The following is an 18,390-nucleotide window of genomic DNA, read 5'->3' as shown; positions in this document are numbered from 1 at the left end:
TTATATCACGCGAGAGAACTGCTGCTGACGCGCCTTGTTGCGCAGGTACACGTCGAAGCACATGCAGATATTGCGGATCAGCAGCTGCCCCGTGGAGGAGACCTCCAGACCATCCTCCGTCATACGCACCAATCCATCGTTGATGAAGGTCTGCAGCAGCTTGAGATCGTCGGCAAAATATTCTCTGAAATTGAGACCATGCGCCTGCTCGACAGACGCAAAGTTCAGACGGAAATCACAGATAAGCCGCTTGATCACCTCACGGCGGATCAGGTCATCCTGATTGAGCGAGCAGCCTTTCCACTGGGCATGACCCAGCTCTGCAACCTGTGCGTAATACGCCTTGAGCTCTTTCTGGTTCTGGGAATAGGCATCACCGATCATGCTGATGGAGGAAACCCCCAGCCCCAGCAGATCACAATCTCCCTGGGTGGTATAGCCCTGGAAGTTGCGGTGCAGCTTACCCTCGCGCTGCGCGACCGCCAGCTCGTCATCGGGTTTGGCAAAATGGTCCATACCGATGAACTGATAACCCTGGCCAGTGAGGAAGGCAATGGTGTCCTGCAGCATGGCCAGCTTCTCCTGCGGAGCAGGCATGTCGTCTTCTTTCAGCTTGCGCTGGGCGGCAAAGCGACTCGGCAGATGGGCATAGTTGAAGATGGAGAGGCGCGCCGGATCCGTCTTGAGCACCTCTTCCAGCGTATGGTGGAAACTGGCACGCTCCTGATACGGCAGGCCATAGATAAGGTCGAGGTTGGTCGAGCGGAAGCCTAGTTCACGGGCCCGTTCCAACATGGCTTTAATAAAGTCGTTGTCCTGCTCGCGGTTGACCGCAACCTGCACATCCTTGTTGAAGTCCTGCACCCCAAGGCTGATGCGGTTGAAGCCGACGTCTCGCAGCACATCCAGCATGGTAATGGCAATCTCGCGCGGATCGACCTCGATGCTGAACTCCCCCTCTTCGGCGAAATGGAAGTGCTCACGCAGCATGGCCATCAGACGGCGCGTTTGCGCTTCATCCAGATAGGTGGGTGTACCGCCACCCCAGTGCAGCTGGGTGACCAGACGGTGCTTGAAGAGCGGGGCTTGCGCCTTGATCTCCCGCTCCAGGTAGTCGAGATACTCGTCAGCCTTGTGCTGATGGCGGGTAATGACCTTGTTGCAGCCGCAGTAGTAGCAGAGCTTGTGACAGAAAGGGATGTGCACGTAGAGCGACAGATTGCGCTCGGGATACTGGCCGGCAGCGCGGACAAAATCCGGATAGCCGAAGCTCTCGTTGAACTCCAGCGCAGTGGGATAAGAGGTGTATCGCGGGCCACTGTAGTTATATTTTTCGATCAGGGCCTGATCCCACACAATCTGTTCTGCTTGCACGCTCGCTTCCTCTCTTGTTGTTATTGTTGGCTCACCGACCTAACTGAAAATCCTTCAGCTGGGCCACATCCTTGAGGATCTGGGCCTCCAGCTCGGCCTCGTAGCCGCTGCGTTCGAGATCCATCTTCATCACTTCATTGCGCTTGAGGGCACGTCTGGCCTCATGAGTCGGCATATCTTTCACCTTCTCATACAGCCCGTACAGACCCGGGAACTCGGCAACGAATGCTCGCCCCCCCTTGATCTGCAACGCATCCAGCAGATTGGTCAGCCGAATAGCGCCTTCGGAGTAATCACACTGCCCCTCCTGCACCGCATGAGCAATGACCCGCACGCTCTCCAGAATTCGTTCATTGCGAGCGGTGATCGCCTGCCACTGCATCGCTTGCTGTCGTCTCAGCCTGGCCAGCAGCATGCCTGCATAGATGGCCAATCCTGACAAAATCAGGCCGCCCAACAGGGCGGCCAGCATCCATCCACTCATCACTTTTTCTTCGGCTCAGGCTTGGGTTCCGGCTTGAAATCGACCTGGTTGAAACGGTCCCACAACTCCTCTTCGGAGGCCGGTTTCTGCTCGTCGAACTCGGCGTCATCGCCATCATCAAACGGCAGCTCATCATCTTCATCATCGTCGTTGTCGATGATGCCCAGCTCATCCATCAGCTCCTGATAACGGTCGACACGCTGATCAACCCAGGCCTGCTCGACCGCTTCCAGGGTTTCGCCGGCATCAAGACGATCCAGCAGATCATTCAAGCGGTCATCGTTTTCGATGGAAGCCAGCTCCTGCTCGGGCGTCATCACCAGCTTCTTCTCTTTCACCGCCTTGGGTGCTGCCGGCTTCTTCTGTTTGTCATCCACCACCAGAACTACCGGCTTGCGGGAACCGATACGCGGATCTTTGGACTGGCTGTTGCCAGACTTGTTCTTCGGCTGTTCAACTTGCTGACGAGAACCAGCCTTCAGGCCCTTGCGCTTGGCAGCCCGTTTACGCTCACGGCCTTCCTGAGCACTGACATCAGATTCTTTGCGCTTGCCAGTAGGCTTGCGAGTGGGTTGTTTGGCAGACATGAATGGCTAACTCCGAAAAAAAAACTGGTTTGACCCGTACCCGGGATGATCTCACCCGGTGGGATACGATGCGAGGAACAGTAAGGCTGGAACAAGAGCAGGATCCCGCACCAATCAGGCCCAATCAGGCCACTGAACACCGCAGGATCGGTATCCTCTGGGCATGTTGCAGGTATTTTGACACAGAATGGCTGATCGGGTTAATGACCCAAAAGAAAAAAGGCAGCCGAAGCTGCCTTGATATGTTCATGCGTGCGCCATCCTGAATGGCAAAACAATCTGTTTCGTCCTCTCCGTGACAACTTGTCGCCGCATCATATCGTTGTGTGGTCATCCTGACCTTATATTGGTCGTTCCTGAATGTGCGTGTGCCTGTTTGACCCGTCTCGACCGCATCCTGCCATCGTGCCGGGGAGTCTGCATCCCGCAACCCCATCCCGCTCCGGAGATGGTCACCATCCTGATCCTTCAATCCTTTGCCAGCTCATCCGAGCCCATGGCATCCCGCCACGCTAGCCATCCTCTGCTCACAACACCCTGTCGTGAAACCGCCACCCAATCCGTGGGTGAATCCATTAAGCCTACTGTACCAACTCTATAAAGCGGCTCAATCCACTCAAAACATTCTCAACATGTCGAAAAATATCAATATTTATATAATTCATTGATAAATAATGATTATTTAATATTTTATGCAATTTTATGAGCCTTGGCCTGCCTTGAGAATGGGAGATCTCTTACAGAACGGGGGGATTAAACCGAGAATTATCTGAAAGCCATAAAACAACGGGGAGCCCAAGCTCCCCGTTTCAACTCAAATCGACCGTATCGACTATATCAGTGCAGACCCGCCACATATTTGGAGAGGGCTTCGATATCCTGATCAGTCAGTTTCTTGGCAACATCCCGCATCATGCCATTCGGATCGTTGTCACGCGTGCCGGCACGGAATGCGGTGAGCTGAGCCTTGATATAGGCAGGATGCTGGCCGGACAGGTTGGGATACTTCGCCTGTTCGACACCCGAGCCACGGGGACCATGGCAAGCCGTACAAGCTGCCAGACCGCGACTCATGTCACCACCCATATAGAGTGCCTTGCCGGCTTCGACCACGTCGTCAGGGACTGCGATAGGGGTAACCTTCAGGCTGGAGAAATAAGCCGCCAGGTCATCCATGTCCTGTTCCGACAAAGGTAACGCCATCGGCCCCATCACTGGCGCAACCCGGCCAATTTGACCAGAAGCGGCAGCCTTCAGTTCAACTAACTGCTTTTTGATATATGATGCGTGCTGACCAGCAATTTTGGGGTACATATCAACCAGGCTGTTTCCGTCCGGTCCATGACAAGCCGCACAAACGGCAGCCTTGGTCTGTCCCGCAGCGGCATCGCCCTTGGCTTGTGCCATCCCCGTTACGCCAACCATCAGAGCAAGAGTAATGACTAGGTTCTTCATGGCGTTCCAACTTTTCGTTATTAGGCTTCCAGATCCCATGCCGCTGAAGGCATGTTAAAATAAACGCGTTTAAGCGACGCTATTTTACACCATTTTACAAAAAAGTAACTCTATAACCCTCTATCTCCATGGGGAATTTACGTTGGATACACAAACTCTGAATTTCAATAAGGTGCATTTTGTGACCAGCGCACCCGACATCCGTCACCTGCCAAATGATGGGGGTGTCGAGATCGCGTTTGCCGGCCGTTCCAACGCCGGTAAGTCATCTGCATTGAACACATTAACCAAACACAAGAACCTGGCGCGCACCAGTAAGACACCTGGTCGTACCCAGCTGATCAACCTGTTTGAGCTGGAACCGGGCAAGCGTCTGGTCGACTTGCCGGGTTATGGTTATGCGCAAGTTCCGCTGGAAATGAAGCTCAAGTGGCAAAAGTCACTGGCAGAGTATCTGCAGCGCCGTGAGTCATTGAAAGGTCTGGTGATCCTGATGGACATCCGCCACCCGCTCAAAGATACCGACATGAACATGCTGGAGTGGAGCTCGCACCGTCAGTTGCCCGTCATGCTGCTGCTGACCAAGGCTGACAAACTGAGCCCCGGCCCGCGCAACAACCAGGTGATCAAGGTGCGCCAGGCCGTTGCCAACCTTGGTTCCCAGATCCAGGTCGAAGCGTTCTCCTCCCTCACCAATATCGGTGTGGAGAAGCTGGCGCAAACCCTGACCGAATGGTACGTCAGTGGTGACGATACCGACCTGCTGGACGCTGATGAACAGCAACCTGCCGAGGAGTAATCTACTCCTCGCTCTCCTTGCAATTGGCGGAGCACTCCTCCGCTGATTGAAAGGGTTTCAGATTGCCGCTTTCACCTGCCTCACGACAAATACCCCGCATTCGCCTCCCCTGCTATATCCAATACTGCTTACAGTTCATATAGATAGGCAGTTAATTCACAAAAATAATTAACTTAAGTAGGCGTTGATAACGTTTTCAAATTCGTTCTTTCAAAACGAACAAGAATTACAAAATGAGACAAAAATGAAATTTAATTACAAGCCTTAACCGAAAGGGATAAAAATGAGGCCGGACGACAGTGATGCCATCCAGCCTGAAATAATAAGTTCAAAAAATTGGGAAGAAGCTGAATCTTGAGTACCAGACGACAGGTATTCCTCAAGAAGCAGCCTCATTCTATCAAATGTATCGCCAATTTAAAGCATTTACTCTAAATGATGCGCATAAAAAAACACCCCGACGAGAACCTCATCGGGGCAGCTATTCAGCCACATTCAATTACGTGAAATAAAAGGTCTGAAAGATAGAACATCTTACCTCTGTACCCTACGCAGACAACTGTACAGCAAAGCAGCAGAAAGTGAAAGTAATTTATGTAATTTAGTTTCACAACTTACAGGTTAAGAAAAAACCTTTTACTTTCATGCAGATAAAAAAATCCCCAGTACGAATACCGGGGAGTTATAAAGGTGACTAGCTAGCACTTCCTCAACTATCTAGTTAGTCAGCGCCATTTCAAAGTAGTTCCGCTACAAAACAAAAAAACTTTGAAAAATCAGAGGTAGATAGCGCCATCCTCAGCAAACTCTTGTTCTTCAATGAGTTTTTCAGCCATATCTTCAATATCAAAACGTACACTTTCGAAGGCTCTGACGATGTCATCCTCTCTCGTCAGCGCCAGACCTGTCATTCTCTCCAGTCGCCGCTGGCTGATGTAACAATCTATCAGTGCCCCCATCTGCTGGGCAGGAAAACGCACCCGCTGTTCGTCAACCTGCCACTCCATCAAATCAGGAAACAGAATACCCTGGTTCATATCACCCCCAAGTTACGCTTCAACTCTCTCAATACCTGTTTAGTCCCGGGACGAATTCCGCGCCACACGGTAAACGCTTCGGCGGCCTGTTCCACCAGCATGCCGAGTCCATCCATGGTTTGACGGGCCCCATGCTGTTTGGCCCAACTGATAAACGCCGTATCCGAGGCGCCATACATCATGTCGTAGATGGCAATATCAGTGTGGATCAGGGCAGGGGCCAACGGCGGCAGCTCTCCTTGCAGGCTGGCGGAGGTAGAGTTGATGACGAGATCGAATGGCCCTGCCAACTGCTCATAGGTCTGGGCAGTCACAGGCCCCAGATCGTGGAATTCGGCAGCCAACTGTTGCGCTTTTGTGTGGGTACGGTTGGCGATCACCAGTTCGCTCGGCAACTCAGCCAGCAGCGGCGCCAATGCACCGCGAGCAGCGCCACCGGCACCCAGCAGCAGGATCCGGCTATCCGCCAGCGTCACACCATGGGACTTGAGATCGGCGACCAATCCAGCGCCATCGGTATTATCCCCCAGCAACACGCCATCATCGGTCAGCTTGATGGTATTGACCGCGCCCGCCCGCTTGGCCCTCGGGCTCAAGCGATCGACCAAAGTGAATGCTTGCTCCTTGAACGGCACAGTGATGTTGCAGCCCTTGCCCCCTTGGTCAAAGAAGGTGCACAGGGCTTGGGCAAACTCGTCGACGGCGGGTTCAGCCAGCCCATACTCCAGCTCTTGCTGGGTTTGTCTGGCAAACAGGGTGTGAATGAAGGGGGACTTGCTGTGGCGCACCGGGTGGCCAAAAACCAGATAACGATCCATCAAAGAGTTCCATCAGAGGGCAATATTCCGATTTAACGGGTTTTCGCACTCGGGAACAAGCCGAATATCGGCCAGCAAAAAGGGGCCATCAAGGCCCCTCGGGTCACAGCCACTCTCGCGGCGTGAGATAGTCGGTGTAGAGCAAGGCTTCAGGAGTGCCCGCTTCCGGCTGCCAGTCATACTCCCAACGTGCCAGCGGTGGCATCGACATCAGGATCGACTCGGTACGCCCGCCAGTCTGCAACCCGAACAGGGTGCCCCGGTCATACACCAGATTGAACTCCACATAACGGCCGCGACGATAGAGCTGGAACTCCCGCTCCCGCTCGCCATAGGGCAGCGCCTTGCGTCGTTCGATGATCGGCAGGTAAGCATCAAGATATCCCCGACCTACCGCCTGCATAAAGGCAAAGCAGTCGGCAAAAGGCCAGCGATTAAGATCGTCGAAGAAGAGACCGCCCACCCCTCGCGTCTCGTTGCGGTGTTTGAGGAAGAAGTAACGATCGCACCAGGATTTGAACTCGGGGTAGATCTCATCACCAAAGGGCCGGCAGAGATCACGGGAGACCTGATGCCAGTGCTGCACATCTTCGGCAAACGGGTAGAAGGGCGTCAAATCGAAACCACCGCCAAACCACCAAATGGGCTCTTCACCCTCTTTCTCGGCAATGAAGAAACGGACGTTGGCGTGGCTGGTAGGCACATAGGGGTTGTGCGGATGGATCACCAGCGACACGCCCATCGCCTCAAACTTGCGACCGGCCAACTCGGGCCGATGGGCTGTAGCAGAGGCAGGCATGGCATCGCCATAGACATGGGAGAAGTTGACGCCCCCCTGCTCGATCACCGCGCCGTGGCGCAGCACACGGGTGCGACCACCGCCACCGCCTTCACGGCTCCAGGCATCTTCCACAAAGTGTCCACTGCCATCGGCCTGCTCCAGACCACGGCAGATCTCGTCCTGCAACTGCAACAGGAAGGCCTTGACCTGGGCCACATCCGGTTTGCTCATCTTGTCTCCAGTCAGGCAGGATCGTGAACGCCCTGTCCATTTTTATAGTTAAATCAATCTGGTGAGCTCACCGCTCAGCGGATTGATAGCAAATCATGACGTATCCGCCTGCTCAGGAGGGGCGAATAATGGCGCCGGTTCGGGCGTCCTTGATCTCGGATGGGTTAGCTTGACCACCCACTTCACCGGGCAGGATATAGGCTAACTTGCTTGCCAGCCGCTCACCGATATCGGCCACCCGACGGGCAGGCTCCTCACCGGTCAGGTTGGCGCTGGTAGAGACCAGCGGCTTGCCAAAGGCGCGACACAACGCCTGAACCTGAGGATGAGCCGTCACGCGTACCGCGAGGGTCTCGAACTGCCCGGTCAGCCAGGCTGGCGTCGTTGCACGGGCAGGCATGATCCAGGTAAAGGGGCCGGGCCAGCTGGCTTCAACCCGAGCCAGTTGTTCACCGCTAAGTTGGCTCAGATCGATGTAATCCTGCAATTGCTCTACGTCCGCAGCAATCAGGATCAACCCCTTCTCCACCGGACGCTGTTTGATGGCCAGCAGTCGCTGCACCGCCACTTCGGAGTCGGGATCACATCCCAGACCAAACACGGCCTCGGTCGCATAAGCAATCACCCCTTCCTGCTGGAGGGCGGCAACCGCCTGTTCAAATTCATTTGGCATAGGAAAAATGCGGCAGCCAAGCTGCCGCCTCGTCACTTAGTAGCAAGTTGAATCCGTATGGCGGCGACCATGGCAAAATGACGTTTTGCTGTAGCACAGGAAAAATACGACACATCCGGAGCGCCACCCGTTCACTTACTTGAGTTGAGCCTGCAGGGCGGCATCCTTGGCCATCACCTCTTCGGCATTCTTCTGGCGTTCGGCCCGAACCTTGGCCGCCAGTTCATCATCGGCTACTGCCAGCATCTGGGCTGCCAGATAACCTGCGTTCTTGGCACCGGCTTTGCCGATCGCCACGGTCGCTACCGGTACACCACCCGGCATCTGCACGGTGGAGAGCAGCGCATCCAGCCCCTTGAGCGGGCCACCATCGATGGGCACCCCGATCACGGGACGAGTCGTGATGCCGGCTACGGCACCCGCCAGATGCGCCGCCAGACCGGCAGCACAGATAAAGACCTTGCAGCCACGGGCCTCGGCATCGGTCACATACTGATGGGTCGCAGCCGGCGTGCGGTGCGCGGAGGTGACTTTGACTTCCACTGCGATATCAAATGACTTGAGCACCTCGAGGGTAGTCTGCATCACGGGGAAATCAGAATCAGAGCCCATCAATACGGCAACAAAGGGTTTATTCATGGTGGGAATTTCCTTACTCCAAGTGGGGGGGTGAAGCTCACCGAAAACGTTTCAATCCGGTTGCGGCGGCGGGATTATACCTGCTCACTTTGGTGGCCGCATTTCTTTTGCGGACAGACCCAACGCAGCGTTCCCCTCACTTTTTTTTCCACCATGATGCCCCAGCCACACGCGGGACAAGGCATGGGGATCGGCTTGTCGTTCACCACATATTTGCAATGGGGATAGCCATCACAGGAGTAAAACTGCTTGCCGTAGCGGGAGGTGCGGCTCACCAGATGACCTTTGCCGCACTCGGGGCAGAGGATCTGGGTATCATCGCTCTCCTGCAGGGACTCAATGTGTTGGCAGGCCGGATACTGGGTGCAGCCGACAAACAAGCCGTAACGCCCCTTCTTGATCGCCAGCGGCTCTCCGCAATCGGGACAAGCAGAGCCTTCGAGCACCTTTTCGATGTCGCGGCCGGATGGCGTCAGGGAGCGTATGTAATCACAGGCAGGATAGGCAGAACAGCCGAGAAAGGGGCCATGTTTGCCCTGGCGGATCACCAGCTCGGCCCCGCACTGCGGGCACGGCTCGCGCTCGAAGGCATGTTCGTGGGCTGAAAAGAGGTGATGATCGATTTTTGACATGGGCCGCGCCTTGAAATCCAGATGGCCTGAATTCTACCAGCGCGGCACCGGACTGTCAGTGAATGACGCCGTCTGACTCATCAAACACCAGCTCTTCCATCTGCTGGTAGGCATTTTCACTGCCCGGTACGTTGAACAGCACCATCATGACGACCCACTTCAGGTCATCCAGCTCGATATCCGGCTTGTCCAGCTCGAGCAGGCGCTCGATACAGATCTCGCGGGTTTCGGCATTCAGCACCTGGGCCTGTTCCAGAAAGAGCAGGAAGCCGCGGCACTCGGTGCTGAGGCGTGCCAGCTCTTGCGGAGCATAGATACGCATCGAGCCTTGCGCGCTGGCGGTAACATAGACCTCCCGCTCGCTATCGTGCAGATTGGCCAGCCGCTCCAGCCAGTCGAGCGCCTTGTCGATCTCTTCTTTATCGAAACCGGCCCGGCTCAACTCGTCGGTGAGCTCATCCTGCTCGACCATCACATCTGCATCGCTGTGGATGTAGGTCTCGAAAAGGTACATCAATACATCAAACATGATTCGCCCTCCTCGCTCTGACGTATCCACCGGCTACCGCCATCACTGCACCGGCCAGCTCCAGCTCTACCAACCTGCCCAATACCACTTCGACAGGAAGCTGGGCCCGCTCGGCAACGGTATCCACGCTCGTGGTCTCATAATCTACGTTATCCAACAAATCGGCATAAGGCAATTCGCTATTATGCGGTTGCTCAGATGGTATGACCGAGGAATGTGGCCGTGCGACCCACTCTGGCAGCTCTTCCACTATATCGGCCGCACTCAGCACAAGTTTGGCCCCCTGCTGAATTAATCTGTTGCACCCTATCGCCTGGGCGTTTTGCGGGGCGCCGGGCACTGCAAACACTTCGCGCCCCTGTTCAAGCGCATAACGGGCGGTGATCAGCGAACCGCTCTGCTCGGTCGCCTCCACCACCAGAGTTCCCAGCGACAGACCACTGATAATACGGTTGCGACGAGGAAAATGTTCAGCCAGCGGTCCTTTATCCGGCGCCAGCTCGGAGATAAGCAAACCACCGCTCTCCAGAATCTGGCCTGCCAGCCCCTGATGGCGTTTGGGGTAGAGGCAATCCAGCCCGGAACCCAATACGGCAAGGGTGATACCGCCACCAGCCAGCGCTTGCTGATGGCAAACACCATCGATACCAAGCGCAAGGCCCGAGGTGATCGCTAACCCGCATCCAACCAGCTCGCTACAAAGGCGGGAGGCATTATCTTTGCCTGCATAGGTAGGATGGCGTGTCCCCACCATTGCCAGCTGGGGTAGCGACAGCGCAGCAAGATCGCCACGACAGTAGAGCAACAGGGGTGCCGCAGGAATTTCCCGCAACAAGGGTGGATAAATCGGGTGATCTTGCGGAATAAGGTGATTGTCAGGCAAAGCGGCCCAAGCCAGGCTCTGCTCAACCACAGGCGAGGGCCAGCGCAGTTGTTTGATCTGCTCTGACGACAACCCCATACCATGCAGCTGCGCTTCATCGCTCTGGAACAGGGTATCAGTACTTCCCCCGGCCCGTTCCAGCAGACGTGCAGCGGTCACCGGACCAATACCGGTGACCGTATCGAGAGTTAGCCAGAGCGCCAGACGCGCGTCGGGATAATTCACGTCAGAAGTGAGTGACCTGATAACCCGCACTCACCATGTCGTTACTCTGCATGATGAGACCATAACTCACCTTGTCATACACCTTGAACAACATGACACGGGCAATCGCTTCAGAGGGCAGTGGTGCCTTCTTGTTGCTGCTGTAAAACACCCGGTTAAAAACCGACGAGAGCTCCTTGTACTGCACATCGCCATTCTTGGTCACCAGAGCAGCACCGGGCCGTCTGACATCCAGTACATCCCCGGCGACCAGTTGATCGCGGCCACCCCGGTTGATCAGCACCACATCAAACTTGCCACCGCCCCGGGTCTTGTTCGGCAAATCGATGATATAGCCCGGCGTGATGGCAGGTGCCGCTTTCGGTGTGAAGACGGCGGGCATGTTTTCCTGAACGGGCAGCGGCATCACCTTGTCGCCCTGCAGCACTTCGCGCTGGTTATGAGTCAGCATCACCTCGGTCCGATCGCCATCAAGACGCGCCACGGCCCGCACCACACCGGCAAAGATCGCCTCCTGGCCCAGCAGTTCACCGGTTTCGCGATCCTTGTAGACCACTCCGGGGTGATAAATGCCATAGACCTGCCCCGGTGTCAGGGAGCCCTGCACATAGAGGGTGTCCCCCTCCAGCATGCCGATATGTTTCTGATCCGACCCCAGCAGATAGGGCAAGGTTTTCTGCTGCTGGCTGTCAGCCAGAATATGGTCGGTTTGCAGGAAGGGGCCGATCTCGCTGATAGGCAGGGTCGGAATGGGGTTGGCTTTGTTCTCGTAACGGGTTTTCGGGCCGAGACGGATAACTTGCTTGCCACCCTGCATCGCCTTGCCGAGCCGGGGTTCACCATTGACCCAGCTCAGATGCAGTACATCACCGGGGTAGATCCAGTGAGGATTGGCAATCTGCGGATTGATGTTCCAGAGACGGGGCCAGAGCCAGGGTTCGGAAAGATACTTGCCGGAGATATCCCACAGGGTGTCGCCTTTTTGCACTACATAACTTTCGGGGTAACCCGCTTTCAGCCTGAGCTGATCGGCCAATGCTGCCTGACTCACGGTCACCAGCAGGCAGGCGAGGATGGTTTGCTTCAGATACATAACACTCCCTGTTACTTCTGTACGCAAAGTGTTGCTGTTTTTTGTCGGCGTAAATGACTAGAATTACGCCAATATTGACTGCATTTATACGAAACTAAAGAAAAAACTATGGCCATTCTAGATGTATTGCGTTTTCCCGATGAGCGCCTGCGCACCGTTGCAGCCCCTGTCGAGACCTTTACACCCGAGTTACAACAGATTGTAGATGATATGTTCGAAACCATGTACGCGGAGGAAGGCATTGGCCTAGCCGCGACTCAGGTCGACATTCACCAGCGCATCATAGTGATCGATGTCTCTGAAAACCGTGAAGATCCTCTGGTATTGATCAATCCGGAGGTCATCGAGCAGTGCGGCAGCACCGGCATTGAAGAGGGTTGCCTCTCCGTGCCCGGCAGCCGTGCTCTGGTGCCTCGCGCCGAACAGATCAAAATCCGCGCCCTGGATCGCAACGGCAAGCCGTTCGAGCTGGAAGCCGACGATCTGCTCGCCATCTGCATCCAGCATGAGATGGATCATCTGGTCGGCAAGCTGTTTGTGGATTACTTGTCCCCGCTCAAGCGCCAGCGCATTCGCCAGAAGCTGGAAAAGATGGCCCGTGAAGATCGCAAAGTCCTCTGAGGATCTGCCCCATTGAATAAGCTGAAACTGATTTTTGCCGGTACTCCCGACTTCGCCGCCCGTCACCTGGCGGCGTTGTTGTCTTCCGACCACGAGGTCGTTGCCGTTTATACCCAGCCTGACAAGCCTGCTGGCCGTGGCCAGAAGCTCACCGCCAGCCCGGTCAAAGAGCTGGCACTGGCCCACAACCTGCCGGTTTACCAACCTGCCTCTCTGCGCAAGGAAGAGGCGCAGGCCGAGCTTGCTGCACTGGGTGCCGACCTGATGGTGGTGGTGGCCTATGGCCTGATCCTGCCCAAGGTGGTACTCGATACCCCGCGGCTGGGCTGCATCAACGTCCATGGCTCCCTGCTGCCCCGCTGGCGCGGTGCCGCACCGATCCAGCGCTCTATCTGGGCGGGCGATGCCGAAACCGGCGTCACCATCATGCAGATGGATGTGGGACTGGATACCGGCGCCATGATCCGCAAGGTTAGCTGCCCCATCGCCGCCGATGAGACCTCCGCCAGCCTCTATGACAAGCTGGCCGAGCTGGGTCCACAGGCGCTGGTCGACACCATCAATGCCATGGCCGCCGGTGAAACCGCTGCCGAGGCACAAGATGATGCGCAGGCAAACTACGCCGAGAAGCTCTCCAAGGAAGAGGCCCGTATCGACTGGTCGATGGAGGCTGTTGCCATCGAACGCTGCATCCGCTCGTTCAACCCCTGGCCCATCAGCTGGTTTGAAGTGGCTGACCAGACCGTCAAGGTGTGGCAAGCCGCAGTGGTGGATAGCGACCACGGCCAACCCGCCGGCACCCTGCTCAAGGCCGACAAGCAGGGGATCGATATCGCCACCGGCAAAGGGGTACTGCGCCTGCTGACCCTGCAACCGCCCGGCAAGAAAGCGATGTCCGTTTCGGATCTGCTCAACTCTCGCCGCGACTGGTTTGAACCCGGCACGCAATTGAATTGAACTGGATTGAATTGACACAAGCGGGGCCCAGGCCCCGACTTGCGCATCTAAGGTAACTCTATGAAAACACGTGCACAGGCCGCTCTCGTTATTCAACAGGTGCTGGATCAGGGTCAATCCCTCTCCGCTGTTCTGCCTGCTGCCCAGGAGAAGGTTGCACCTCGCGATCGCGCTCTCCTGCAAGAACTCTGCTACGGCACCCTGCGCTGGCTGCCCCGCCTCGATGCGGCAGTCAACGAGATGATGGACAAGCCACTCAAGAACAAGAGCCGCATTTTCCACTACCTGATCCTGGTCGGTCTCTATCAGCTCATCTACACCCGCATTCCGGCTCACGCCGCGGTGGCCGAGACCGTCAACGCCGTCAAACTGCTCAAGGGCACCTCCCTGCGTGGCCTCATCAACGGCGTGCTGCGCAACTTCCAGCGCAGCGCCGAAGTCATTCTGCTGCGCATCGACCGTGTTCCCAGCATTCGCCTCGGTCATCCGGAGTGGCTCACCAAGCGCCTGCGTCAGGCCTATCACGATGAGTGGGAATTCATCATGGAGGCGAACAACCAGCGTCCCCCCATGTGGATCCGCAACAATAGCCAGCGCCAGAGCCGCGATACCATGCTGGCTCGCATGGCCGAAGCCGGCATCAATGCCGTGGCCGGTGAAGAGGGCGAGGATTGCATCCTGCTGGAGCGTCCCTGCGATGTGACCAAGCTGCCCGGCTTCGAGGTCGGTGACTGCTCGGTACAGGATGGTGCAGCACAACAGGCCGCGGCACTGCTCGACCCGCAACCGGGCGAGTGGGTGCTGGATGCCTGCGCCGCCCCCGGCGGCAAGACCGCCCACCTGCTGGAGCGTCAGCCCAAGCTGGCCGGAGTGGTCGCCGTTGATGCCGACGAGAACCGCCTCAAGCGGGTGCAGGAGAACCTGGATCGCATCGGCCTGACCGCCAAAGTGATCCATGGCGATGCCGCGGCGCCGGAACAGTGGTGGCCGGAGGGCCAGTTCGACCGCATCCTGCTGGATGCCCCCTGCTCCGCCACTGGCGTCATCCGCCGCCACCCAGACATCAAGTGGTTGCGCCGTGATCAGGACATCCGCGAGCTGGCCGAGCTGCAGCGCCGTATTCTGAACGCCCTCTGGGGCAAGCTGAAGAGCGGCGGCACCCTGCTCTACGCTACCTGCTCCGTCCTGCCGGAAGAGAACCGCGACCAGATCCGCGCCTTCCTTGCCGCGACCAAAGATGCCAAATTGGTACCGTTGCACGAACAGGACACTCCGGATTGCCCTGGTCGCCAGTTCCTGCCAGGTGAAGCCGAGATGGATGGCTTCTACTACGCCAAACTGGTCAAGCTCTGAGCCGGGCATGACAAACCTCATTCGGGAGAGCTGCCAGATCCATTCTGGCGCCCCCCTTTACAGCATCAACGTGAGTAGACGTTCCCTATGAAAATCATCATTTTGGGAGCCGGCCAGGTCGGCGGCACTCTGGCCGAGAACCTGGCCGGAGAGAACAACGACATCACCATCGTCGATACCGACAGCGAGCGCCTGCGCGAACTGCAGGACAAGTTTGACCTGCGGGTGGTCAACGGCCATGGCGCTCACCCCAAGGTGCTGCGCGAAGCGGGGGCTCAGGATGCCGACATGCTGGTCGCCGTCACCAACAGTGACGAGACCAACATGATCGCCTGTCAGGTCGCCTACTCCCTGTTCAACACCCCGAACAAGGTGGCGCGGATCCGTTCGCCCGCCTATCTGACCGAGCGGGATCGCCTGTTCCTGCCGGAATCGGTGCCGGTGGATCACCTGATCGCGCCGGAGCAGCTGGTGACCGACTATGTGCGTCGCCTGATCGAATACCCGGGCGCCCTGCAAGTGGTTGATTTTGCAGGTGGCCGCGTTGGTCTGGTGGCGGTCAAGGCCTACTACGGTGGCCCGCTGGTGGGCAACGCCCTCTCCACCCTGCGTGAGCACATGCCCAACATCGAAACTCGGGTAGCGGCCATCTTCCGTCAGGGCCGCCCGATCCGTCCGCAAGGCACCACCATCATCGAAGCGGATGACGAGGTCTTCTTCGTCGCCGCCGCGGGCCATATCCGTGCCGTGATGTCTGAACTTCAGCGCCTCGAGAGCCCCTACCGACGCATCATGATCGTCGGTGGCGGCAACATCGGCGCGGGCCTTGCCCGCCAGCTGGAGAAGCGCTACAGCGTCAAGCTCATCGAGCGCAATCAGAAGCGGGCGGAGCAGCTCTCCGAACTGCTGGAGAACACCATCGTCTTCTGCGGCGATGCGGCGGATCAGGAGCTGCTGGCCGAGGAGCACATCGACCAGATCGACGTCTTCATCGCCGTGACCAACGAGGATGAGGCCAACATCATGTCGGCGCTGCTCGCCAAGAAGATGGGCGCCAAGAAGACCATGGTGCTGATCCAGCGCGGCGCCTACGTCGATCTGGTGCAGGGTGGCTCCATCGATATCGCCATCTCGCCCCAGCAGGCCACCATCTCGGCCCTGCTGACACACGTGCGTCGGGCCGATATCGCCAACGTCTACAGCCTGCGCCGCGGCGCGGCCGAGGCGATCGAGGCGATTGCCCACGGCGATGAGAACACCTCCAAGGTGGTCGGCAAGACGGTGGGCGAGCTCAAGCTGCCGCCGGGCACCACCATCGGTGCCGTGGTGCGCGGGGATGAGGTACTGATCGCCCACGATCGCACCAAAATCCAGCAGGATGACCACGTGGTCATGTTCCTGGTGGACAAGAAGTACATCCCGGAAGTGGAGCGGCTATTCCAGCCAAGCCCCTTCTTCCTGTAACGTCTTCATGCGCACAGGCTGTCAAACCAGACCCGGCTCAGCTCCCCCAAGGGGATGGTCCGGGTCTTTTGTTAATCAACGACCAGGTTATCGAACATGATCAAGCTGCGTCCCATTATCTTCACCCTCGGGCTGGTGCTCTCCAAGCTGGCGCTCTTCATGTGGCTGCCCACCTTGCTGGCACTGCTCACCGGGTCAGAGGGATTTGTCGAGTTTCTCAAGTCCGTGCTGATCACCCACGGCGCCGCCCTGCTCTGCCTCCACTATGGTCGCAAGGCGGAGTTTCATCTGGGGGTGCGGGAGATGTTCCTGCTCACCACCTCGGTCTGGGTGGTAGCCTGCGCCTTCGGCGCCCTGCCTTTTGTTTTCATCACCCACATCAACTTCACCGACGCCTACTTCGAGACCATGTCGGGGGTGACCACCACGGGCTCTACCGTGCTCTCCGGCCTCGACAACATGGCTCACAGCATCCTGTTGTGGCGCTCCATCCTGCAGTGGCTGGGCGGAGTCGGCTTTATCGTGATGGCGGTAGCCGTGCTGCCCTACCTCAACGTCGGCGGTATGAAGCTGTTCCAGACCGAGAGCTCGGACTGGTCGGACAAAAGCGCCCCGCGTGCCAAGACGGTCGCCAACAACATCGTCGTGGTCTATCTGGTGCTCTCCATGCTCTGCTTCATGGCCTACTGGGCCAGCGGCATGAACATGTTCGAGGCGATCAACCACGCCATGACCACTCTCAGTACCGGCGGCTACTCCACCTCCGATCAATCCATGTCCCACTTCTCCAACTCGGCACACTGGATTGGCACCCTGTTCATGTTCCTCGGCGGCCTGCCCTTCCTGCTCTATGTGCAGAGCCTCAACCACAGGGACAACAGCCTGTTCAAGGATGCCCAGGTGCGCGGCTTCTTCTGGCTGGTGGTCTGGGTCACCGTCATAATGACCTTCTATCTGTGGGAGAGAGATCTGTTCAGCTTCTGGGATGCCCTGCGTATCAGCTGCTTCAACATCGTCTCGGTGCTCACCACCACCGGCTACGGCCTTGGTGACTTTGGCACCTGGGGGCCGCTCGCCAGCATCGTCTTCATCGTGCTGCTGGCGCTGGGAGCCTGCTCTGGCTCCACTGCGGGTGGTCTGAAGATCTTCCGGGTGCAGGTGGCGTTTGCCCTGTTCAGAAAGCAGATGCGCCAGCTGATGCACCCCTCCGCCGTGTTCCCGCAGAAGTACAACGGCCGGACAGTCAATGACGCCATCATCCGCTCGATGATCTCATTCGTGCTGGCCTACTTCGCCATCATTCTGGTGATAGCCGCACTGTTGGGCGCCATCGGGCTTGACCCCCTGACGGCTATCTCCAGCTCCATCACCGCTGTCGCCAACGTCGGCCCGGGCATGGGCCCGGTGGTCGGTCCCAGCACCAACTTTGCCAGCCTGCCGGAATCGGCCAAATGGCTTTTGTCATTCGGCATGCTGCTGGGACGACTGGAGATCCTGACGGTCGCCGTGCTCTTCTTCCCCTCCTTCTGGCGCCAGTAACCCCTTACTGCAAGCCAGCAAAAAGCCGCAGCGTTCATCCGCTGCGGCTTTTTTATCTCACCCATCCCAACGACTTTCGTTCGCCGCTTATCAGACCACTCATCATCCATTGCTAATGGCCTGAACGAGCTCATCAGGATGGCCAGAGCGGATCACAAGCATAAAAAAACGGACCCAAACCAGAGGTTTGGGTCCGTTTATCAGTGAACCGTCAGC

Annotated in this window: 19 protein-coding genes; 6 read left to right on the top strand and 13 right to left on the bottom strand. The window is 57.3% G+C overall.

Annotated features, from left to right (window positions below):
- The 4 genes from hemN to ACB040_RS08455 form a co-directional block, all read right to left on the bottom strand.
- Complete coding sequence (gene hemN, locus ACB040_RS08470; RefSeq protein WP_371154350.1) at positions 1–1,374, bottom strand: oxygen-independent coproporphyrinogen III oxidase; 1,374 nt, start codon at positions 1,372–1,374, stop codon at positions 1–3.
- A gap of 31 nt (positions 1,375–1,405) precedes the next feature.
- Positions 1,406–1,846 (bottom strand): DUF2489 domain-containing protein, encoded by a 441-nt coding sequence (locus ACB040_RS08465; protein ID WP_005339712.1) that lies wholly within the window; start codon positions 1,844–1,846, stop codon positions 1,406–1,408.
- An 11-nt stretch (positions 1,847–1,857) separates the two neighbouring features.
- The gene (gene yihI / locus ACB040_RS08460) at positions 1,858–2,445 is read right to left on the bottom strand and encodes a Der GTPase-activating protein YihI (RefSeq protein WP_371154348.1); all 588 of its coding nucleotides are present in this window, start codon (positions 2,443–2,445) and stop codon (positions 1,858–1,860) included.
- Positions 2,446–3,282: 837 nt separating this feature from the next.
- A complete protein-coding gene (locus ACB040_RS08455; RefSeq protein ID WP_005339710.1) occupies positions 3,283–3,900 on the bottom strand; it encodes a cytochrome c in 618 nt (205 codons plus the stop codon).
- Between the two features lie 142 nt (positions 3,901–4,042).
- On the opposite strand from ACB040_RS08455, the gene yihA reads away from it, so the two are divergent.
- Positions 4,043–4,699: a ribosome biogenesis GTP-binding protein YihA/YsxC gene (gene yihA, locus ACB040_RS08450; protein ID WP_026034975.1), complete on the top strand. Its 657-nt coding sequence runs from the start codon at positions 4,043–4,045 to the stop codon at positions 4,697–4,699.
- Positions 4,700–5,475: 776 nt separating this feature from the next.
- Here the strand turns inward: yihA and ACB040_RS08445 are convergent.
- The 9 genes from ACB040_RS08445 to ACB040_RS08405 form a co-directional block, all read right to left on the bottom strand.
- Positions 5,476–5,736, bottom strand: a complete 261-nt coding sequence (locus ACB040_RS08445) for a DUF1488 domain-containing protein (RefSeq protein ID WP_101530324.1) — start codon at positions 5,734–5,736, stop codon at positions 5,476–5,478.
- Positions 5,733–6,554 (bottom strand): shikimate dehydrogenase, encoded by an 822-nt coding sequence (aroE, locus tag ACB040_RS08440; RefSeq protein ID WP_371154344.1) that lies wholly within the window; start codon positions 6,552–6,554, stop codon positions 5,733–5,735. Before aroE ends, ACB040_RS08445 begins: the two co-directional genes overlap by 4 nt.
- 103 nt (positions 6,555–6,657) lie before the next feature.
- Complete coding sequence (hemF, locus tag ACB040_RS08435; RefSeq protein ID WP_042079793.1) at positions 6,658–7,566, bottom strand: oxygen-dependent coproporphyrinogen oxidase; 909 nt, start codon at positions 7,564–7,566, stop codon at positions 6,658–6,660.
- Positions 7,567–7,678: 112 nt separating this feature from the next.
- On the bottom strand, positions 7,679–8,239 hold the full coding sequence (locus ACB040_RS08430; RefSeq protein WP_005356244.1) for a Sua5/YciO/YrdC/YwlC family protein: 561 nt from the start codon (positions 8,237–8,239) through the stop codon (positions 7,679–7,681).
- 135 nt (positions 8,240–8,374) lie between these two features.
- Positions 8,375–8,878: a 5-(carboxyamino)imidazole ribonucleotide mutase gene (gene purE / locus ACB040_RS08425; RefSeq protein WP_005339704.1), complete on the bottom strand. Its 504-nt coding sequence runs from the start codon at positions 8,876–8,878 to the stop codon at positions 8,375–8,377.
- A 74-nt stretch (positions 8,879–8,952) separates the two neighbouring features.
- Positions 8,953–9,510: a type I DNA topoisomerase gene (locus tag ACB040_RS08420; protein WP_005339702.1), complete on the bottom strand. Its 558-nt coding sequence runs from the start codon at positions 9,508–9,510 to the stop codon at positions 8,953–8,955.
- 55 nt (positions 9,511–9,565) lie between these two features.
- A complete protein-coding gene (locus ACB040_RS08415; protein ID WP_005339699.1) occupies positions 9,566–10,039 on the bottom strand; it encodes a DUF494 family protein in 474 nt (157 codons plus the stop codon).
- Positions 10,032–11,147 (bottom strand): DNA-processing protein DprA, encoded by a 1,116-nt coding sequence (dprA, locus tag ACB040_RS08410; protein ID WP_338772983.1) that lies wholly within the window; start codon positions 11,145–11,147, stop codon positions 10,032–10,034. Before dprA ends, ACB040_RS08415 begins: the two co-directional genes overlap by 8 nt.
- Position 11,148: 1 nt before the next feature.
- Positions 11,149–12,240, bottom strand: coding sequence for a LysM peptidoglycan-binding domain-containing protein (locus ACB040_RS08405; RefSeq protein ID WP_338772985.1), 1,092 nt, complete (start codon positions 12,238–12,240; stop codon positions 11,149–11,151).
- A gap of 108 nt (positions 12,241–12,348) precedes the next feature.
- Between ACB040_RS08405 and def the strand changes: the two genes are divergently transcribed.
- From def to ACB040_RS08380, 5 genes are all read left to right on the top strand, one after another.
- Entirely contained in the window at positions 12,349–12,861 is a 513-nt protein-coding gene (gene def / locus ACB040_RS08400) for a peptide deformylase (RefSeq protein ID WP_005357510.1), read from the top strand.
- 12 nt (positions 12,862–12,873) lie between these two features.
- Positions 12,874–13,818 carry a methionyl-tRNA formyltransferase gene (gene fmt, locus ACB040_RS08395; protein WP_338772987.1) on the top strand — a complete coding sequence of 315 codons (945 nt, stop codon included), beginning with the start codon at positions 12,874–12,876 and terminating at the stop codon, positions 13,816–13,818.
- A 60-nt stretch (positions 13,819–13,878) separates the two neighbouring features.
- A complete protein-coding gene (gene rsmB / locus ACB040_RS08390; protein WP_338772989.1) occupies positions 13,879–15,171 on the top strand; it encodes a 16S rRNA (cytosine(967)-C(5))-methyltransferase RsmB in 1,293 nt (430 codons plus the stop codon).
- Between the two features lie 87 nt (positions 15,172–15,258).
- Positions 15,259–16,635 carry a Trk system potassium transporter TrkA gene (gene trkA / locus ACB040_RS08385; protein WP_005339689.1) on the top strand — a complete coding sequence of 459 codons (1,377 nt, stop codon included), beginning with the start codon at positions 15,259–15,261 and terminating at the stop codon, positions 16,633–16,635.
- A gap of 96 nt (positions 16,636–16,731) precedes the next feature.
- A complete protein-coding gene (locus ACB040_RS08380) occupies positions 16,732–18,174 on the top strand; it encodes a TrkH family potassium uptake protein (RefSeq protein ID WP_047439011.1) in 1,443 nt (480 codons plus the stop codon).
- Positions 18,175–18,390 lie beyond the last annotated feature (216 nt).

Origin of the sequence: Aeromonas sp. S11(2024), from assembly GCF_041402345.1 — a bacterium.
Taxonomy (GTDB): Bacteria; Pseudomonadota; Gammaproteobacteria; order Enterobacterales; family Aeromonadaceae; genus Aeromonas; species Aeromonas veronii.
Note: the sequence above shows the minus strand (reverse complement) of the source record. Positions and strands in the feature narration are given on the sequence as shown.